The 5,111-nt window shown below is 72.9% G+C and carries 5 protein-coding genes; 1 reads left to right on the top strand and 4 read right to left on the bottom strand.

Annotated features, from left to right (window positions below; genetic code table 11):
* The 4 genes from AVP42_RS15345 to AVP42_RS15330 all read right to left on the bottom strand — a co-directional run.
* The coding region (locus tag AVP42_RS15345) for a glycoside hydrolase family 3 protein (RefSeq protein WP_067950602.1) at positions 1-1,047 on the bottom strand (1,047 nt) is incomplete at its 3' end.
* Positions 1,044-1,871, bottom strand: coding sequence for a carbohydrate ABC transporter permease (locus AVP42_RS15340; protein WP_067950600.1), 828 nt, complete (start codon positions 1,869-1,871; stop codon positions 1,044-1,046). The genes AVP42_RS15340 and AVP42_RS15345, both read right to left, overlap by 4 nt.
* The gene (locus AVP42_RS15335) at positions 1,868-2,854 is read right to left on the bottom strand and encodes a carbohydrate ABC transporter permease (protein WP_067950598.1); all 987 of its coding nucleotides are present in this window, start codon (positions 2,852-2,854) and stop codon (positions 1,868-1,870) included. Before AVP42_RS15335 ends, AVP42_RS15340 begins: the two co-directional genes overlap by 4 nt.
* Positions 2,855-2,858: 4 nt before the next feature.
* Complete coding sequence (locus AVP42_RS15330; protein ID WP_067950596.1) at positions 2,859-4,145, bottom strand: sugar ABC transporter substrate-binding protein; 1,287 nt, start codon at positions 4,143-4,145, stop codon at positions 2,859-2,861.
* 141 nt (positions 4,146-4,286) lie between these two features.
* On the opposite strand from AVP42_RS15330, the gene AVP42_RS15325 reads away from it, so the two are divergent.
* The coding region (locus tag AVP42_RS15325) for a BadF/BadG/BcrA/BcrD ATPase family protein (protein ID WP_067950594.1) at positions 4,287-5,111 on the top strand (825 nt) is incomplete at its 3' end.

Below are 5,111 nucleotides of genomic sequence, written 5' to 3'. Positions count from 1 at the left end.
GGCGGCCGCGGCATCGGCGGCGGCGCGGGCGTGGTCTGCGAGCGCGCGCACGCGCCGGCCCGCCTCCTCGAGGCGTGCCACGGGCAGGGTTCCGTCGTCGACGGCGTCGAGCAGCGCCCGGCGCACCTCGGCGAGCACGGCGACGTCGGCGTCGGGGGCGGGCGCGCCGCCCCACGGGTTCGCCGGGTTGCCGAGGCAGAGCAGGTCGGCGCCGGCGAGGAGCGCGCGCACGGCGCCGACGCCCGTGCCCACGGTCTCGCGGATCGCGGCCATGTCGAGCGCATCCGTGATCACGGCGCCGTCGAACCCGAGTCCGCGGAGGCGACCGAGCGCGACGGGGTTCATGGTGGCCGGCTCGGCGCCCCACGTCGGCACGACGAGGTGCGCGGTCATGACGGCCGGCACGCCCGCGGCGATCGCGGCCCGGAACGCCTCGAGGTGGATCCGCTCGAGCTCGCGCTCCGGCATCCCGAGCACGGGCAGGCCGTGGTGCGAGTCGACGTGCGTGTCACCGTGGCCGGGCCAGTGCTTGGCGCACGCGGCGGCGCCGCCCGAGCGGATGCCGCGCACGAGTGCGGCGGCGTGGCGCGACACGAGCCCGGCGTCGTCGCCGAACGAGCGCACGCCGATCACCGGATTGCGCGGGTCGACGTTGACGTCGGCGACGGGGGCGAGCACCACGTTGGCGCCGACCGCGGCGACCCGCCGCGCGAGCTCGGCCCCGACCGTCTCGGTCGCGGCCAGGTCGTCCACGTGCCCGAGCTGGGCGGCACCGGGCAGCGTCGAGCCGGAGGCGGACTCGAGTCGGGTGACGTTGCCGCCCTCCTCGTCGACGCCGACGAGCACGTCGTCGCGCCGGTCGTGGAGGTCGTGCGCGAGCGCCGCGCGCTCGTCGTCGCCGCCCAGGTTGTGCGCGAAGAGCACCGCGCCGGCGAGTCCGCCGTCGAGGTCGCGGCGCAGCCAGTCGGGGACGGCCGTGCCGAGGAACCCCGGCCACAGCACGCCGTCGACGATGGCGCGGACGGCGGGATCGGCGGAGCGCGTCATCCCTTCACCGCCCCCGCGACGAGGCCCGAGGCGAGCTTGCGCTGCACGAGGACGAAGAACACCATCACGGGCACGGTGATGATCGTCGACGCCGCCATGATGGCGCCCCAGTCGTTGGAGTGCTCGCCGAAGAACTGCTTGAGGCCGATCGCGACCGTGTAGTTCTCGGTCGCGCCGCCGAGCAGCGTCATGGCGAAGATGAACTCGTTCCACGCGGTGATGAACGAGAACACCGAGGTGGCGACGAGGCCGGGCATCACGAGCGGCAGCAGCACGGAGCGGAACATGCGGCCCCAGCTCGCGCCGTCGAGGTAGGCGGCCTCCTCGAGCTCCTTCGGCACGGCGGCGACGAAGCCGCGCAGCATCCAGATGCCGAAGGGCAGCGACAGGGCGACGTAGACGATGATCAGGCCGAGCAGCGTGTTCAGCATCTGCAGGTCGCGCACCTGCACGAACAGCGGGATGACGAGCGCCTCGAGCGGCACCATCTGCACGATGAGGATCATCAGCAGCATCGCCGTGCGGAACCGGAACCGGAAGCGCGCGACGGCGACCGAGGCGAGCAGCGCCAGCACGGCCGAGGCGAGCACGGTCACGAGCGCGACCGTCGCGGAGTTGCGCAGGAACACGTCGAACCCGCCCTCGGTGAGCACGTACTCGAAGTTCTCGAGGGAGAACTCCTGCGGGAGCAGGCCCTTGCCGGCCGAGCCCGCCCGCGCGTCGAACGCGCTCGAGAGCATCCAGAACGCCGGGAACAGCGTGAAGGCGAGCAGCAGGGCGACGAGCACCGCCTTGAACGCGGCGAGTCGGGTGCGTCGGCTCACAGTTCCTCCTCCTCCTTCAGCAGGGTGCGCACGTAGACGACCGTGATCGCGAGCAGCACGAGCGTGAGCAGCACGGCGATCGCCGAACCGAATCCGTAGCGGTTCTGCCCGAACGACTCGACGTACGACCACACGCCGAGGTTCAGCGCCTCGCGGTTGGTGCCGGCGCCGCCGGGCATGAGGTAGACCTGCGCGAACACCTTGAAGTCCCAGATGGTCGACAGGATGATGACCACGGCGAAGACCTGTCGCAGGCTCGGCACGATGATCGAGAAGAACCGGCGCCAGGGTCCGGCCCCGTCGACCTCGGCGGCCTCGAGCATCTCCTTCGGCACGCCGAGCAGGCCCGCGAGGATGGTGATGGCCACGAACGGGAAGCCGTGGTGGATGACGTTGAGGAGCACGATCCCGTAGAAGGTCCACCGGTTGGTGAACCAGTTCACCGGGTCGTCCTGCAGGCCGAGCGCCTGCAGCGTGCTGTTGACGATGCCGCGGTCGGCGTCGAAGATCCAGATCCAGACGTAGGTGCCGGTCACGGCGGGCATGGCCCAGGCGACCATGATGGCGCTGCCGACGATGGTGCGCCAGAGCGGGCCGAGGGAGGCCATGAGCACGGCGACGCCGGTGCCGAGGGCGACGGTGCCGGCCACGGCGAGCACCGCGAAGCCGACCGTGTTCGGCAGCACGACGGTGTAGAGCGTCGGATCGGTGAACACCTCGCCGTAGTTGGCGAGTCCGATCCAGTTGGGCTCGCCCGAGACGATCTCGCGGAGCCCGTAGTCCTGCAGGGAGAAGAGCACGACGCGCACGAGCGGCCAGAGCAGCAGCACGGCGAGCACCGCGAGCGCGGGTCCGAGCAGCAGCCACGGGCGAGCGGCGACGAGCGGATGCCGCCGGCGCCGGGCGGGGCGCGTCGGCCCGCCGGCCGCGGCGGGGGCCGGAGCCCCCGACGCGACCGGCGGACGGTTGACCAGGTCGACCACGTCGTCAGTCGCCGTTCATGATGGAGTCCATCTCCGCGGCGGCGTCGGCGGTCGCCTGCTCGACCGTCTTCTGCCCGGAGAGGATCGCCTGGATGGCGGTGTTCGTGGTCTTCTTCGCCTGCACGGCCCCGTACTTCGGGGTGACCGGCACGGAGGCGCCGCCCTCGACGAGCTGCGTGGCGAAGGGCGCGACGAGCGGGTCGTCGCTGGCCATGGTGTCCTCGAGCAGCGAGGCCTGGCCGGGGAAGTAGCCCGACTGCGAGCCCCACTTCTCGGCGAACTCGCCCGTGGTCATGAGCTTGACGAACTCCCACGCGAGGTCGGTGTCGTCGGCGGTGTTGAAGACCGACAGGTGCGAGCCGCCGAGAACCGACGGGGCGATGCCGCCGTCCTTGCCGGGGATCGGCGCCGCGGCGAACTTGCCCTCGAGGTCGGGGTTCTTCTCGACGATCGCGGACGGGGTCCACGAGCCCATGAGCGCCATGGCGACGTCGCCCGCGGCGAACGAGTCGAGGACCTCGGTCTCCTTCCACGTGGTCGCGCCGGCCGACGAGAAGCCGTGCTCGGTCGCGAGGCCGGTGTAGAAGCCGATGCCCTCCTGCGCCTCGGGGCTGTCGAGGCCGGAGACCCACTCGTCGCCGTCCTGCTCGGCAACCTCGCCGCCGGCGCCCCAGACCCACGGGTAGACGGGGAACTCGGCGTCGCCGGGGACGGCGAACGCGATCATCTCGGGCTTGGCGGCCTTGATCACCTCGCCGGCGGCGACGATGTCGTCCCAGCTCTCGGGCGCGTCGAGTCCGAGCTCCTCGAACACGTCGGCGCGGTACACGAGCGAGCGCACGCCGGCGTACCAGGGCATGCCGTAGAGCTCCTCCTCGTAGGTGCCCGACTCGACGAGGCCCTCGACGAGGTCGCCGCGGAGGTCCTCGCCGTCGACGTACTCGCCGATCGGGGCGAGGGCGCCGGCGTCGGCGAACTCGGCGGTCCAGGTGGTGCCCGTCTCGGCGACGTCGGGCGTGGTGCCGCCGGCGATCGACGTGACGAAGCGGTCGTGGGCGTCGGCCCACTGCACGAACTCGACGTTGAGCTCCGCGCCGGTCTCCTCGGTGAACGCGGCGGAGACCTCCTCGAAGAACTCCTCGGAGTTGGGGTTGGTCCCCTGCATGATCCAGACGTCGAGGGTCTTGCCCTCGCCGTTCGCGCCGCCGTCCTCTGATCCGCCGGCGCACGCGGAGAGGGCCAGCGCCGCGGTCAGGCCGAGCGCGGCGATGGGTAGGGCTCGCTGCTTCATATGATGTCGACTCCTCGTTGAATGCATCGTCGGTGGGCTCCCCACCGTCCTGGGCTGGAAGTAGTATTCGGGAATGCGCACAGGTTTGCAAGTTTTTTCCAAAGCGGATGCCGCGGGTCCGCTTCGCGGTCGGCGGTCGCGATGAGCACGGTCCTCGCCATCGACGTGGGGGGCACCGGTGCCCGCCTCCGCCTCGCGCCCGCGCGGTCCGAGGAGCCCGCCGGTCCCGACGACGTCCGGACCCTCACCGCCGACGGCGCCCGCGTGGGCCGGACGGGCTCGGACGTCGCGGCCGTCGTCGTCGACCTGGTGCGCCGCGCCCGCGACCGCTGGCCCGACGACCCGCCCGCGGCGGTCGGCGTCGGCGCGACCGGACTGGCCTCGCTCGTCGACGACCACGACGGACTCCTCCGCGACCTCGTCGCCGCCTCGGGATGTGCACGAGTCGCCGTCGCCGCGGACGCGGTGACCGCCCACCTCGGGGCGCTCGCGGGCGAGCCCGGCGCGGTGATCGCCGTCGGCACGGGCGCCATCGCCCTCGGCACGGACCTCGACCGGCGGTGGACCCGCGTCGGAGGCTGGGGGCACCTCTACGACGACCGCGGCTCGGGCGCCTGGATCGGCATCGCCGCACTGCAGGCCGCGATCCGCGCCCACGACGGCGTGGGTGGGGCGGGTCGTGCGCTGCTCGTCACCGCGACCGACCGGCTCGGCGCGCCGCCGACGTGGACGCGCCTGCTCACCCTCGACGACCGCGCTGGCGTGCTGGCCTCGCTCGCCCCGGACGTCGTCGCCCTCGCCGACGCCGGCGATGCCGCGGCATCCGGCATCGTTCATCGCGCCGGGCAACTCGCCGCGGAGAGCCTGGCCGCCGCCCTCGTCGACGGCATCCCCCGCGTCGCCGCCGCGACGGGCGGCCTCACCGCCGCGCCGCGATACGCCGCCGCGCTCGCGGCGGAGTTCGCC

The sequence above is a fragment of the Agromyces sp. NDB4Y10 genome, from assembly GCF_001620055.1.
Lineage (GTDB): Bacteria > Actinomycetota > Actinomycetes > Actinomycetales > Microbacteriaceae > Agromyces > Agromyces indicus.
This window is presented reverse-complemented; position numbering and strand designations above follow the sequence as displayed.

Bases quoted from the DNA above. Each gene is read 5' to 3' on its own strand.
- AVP42_RS15330 (WP_067950596.1), bottom strand. From the start codon at position 4,145: ATGAAGCAGCGAGCCCTACCCATCGCCGCGCTCGGCCTGACCGCGGCG.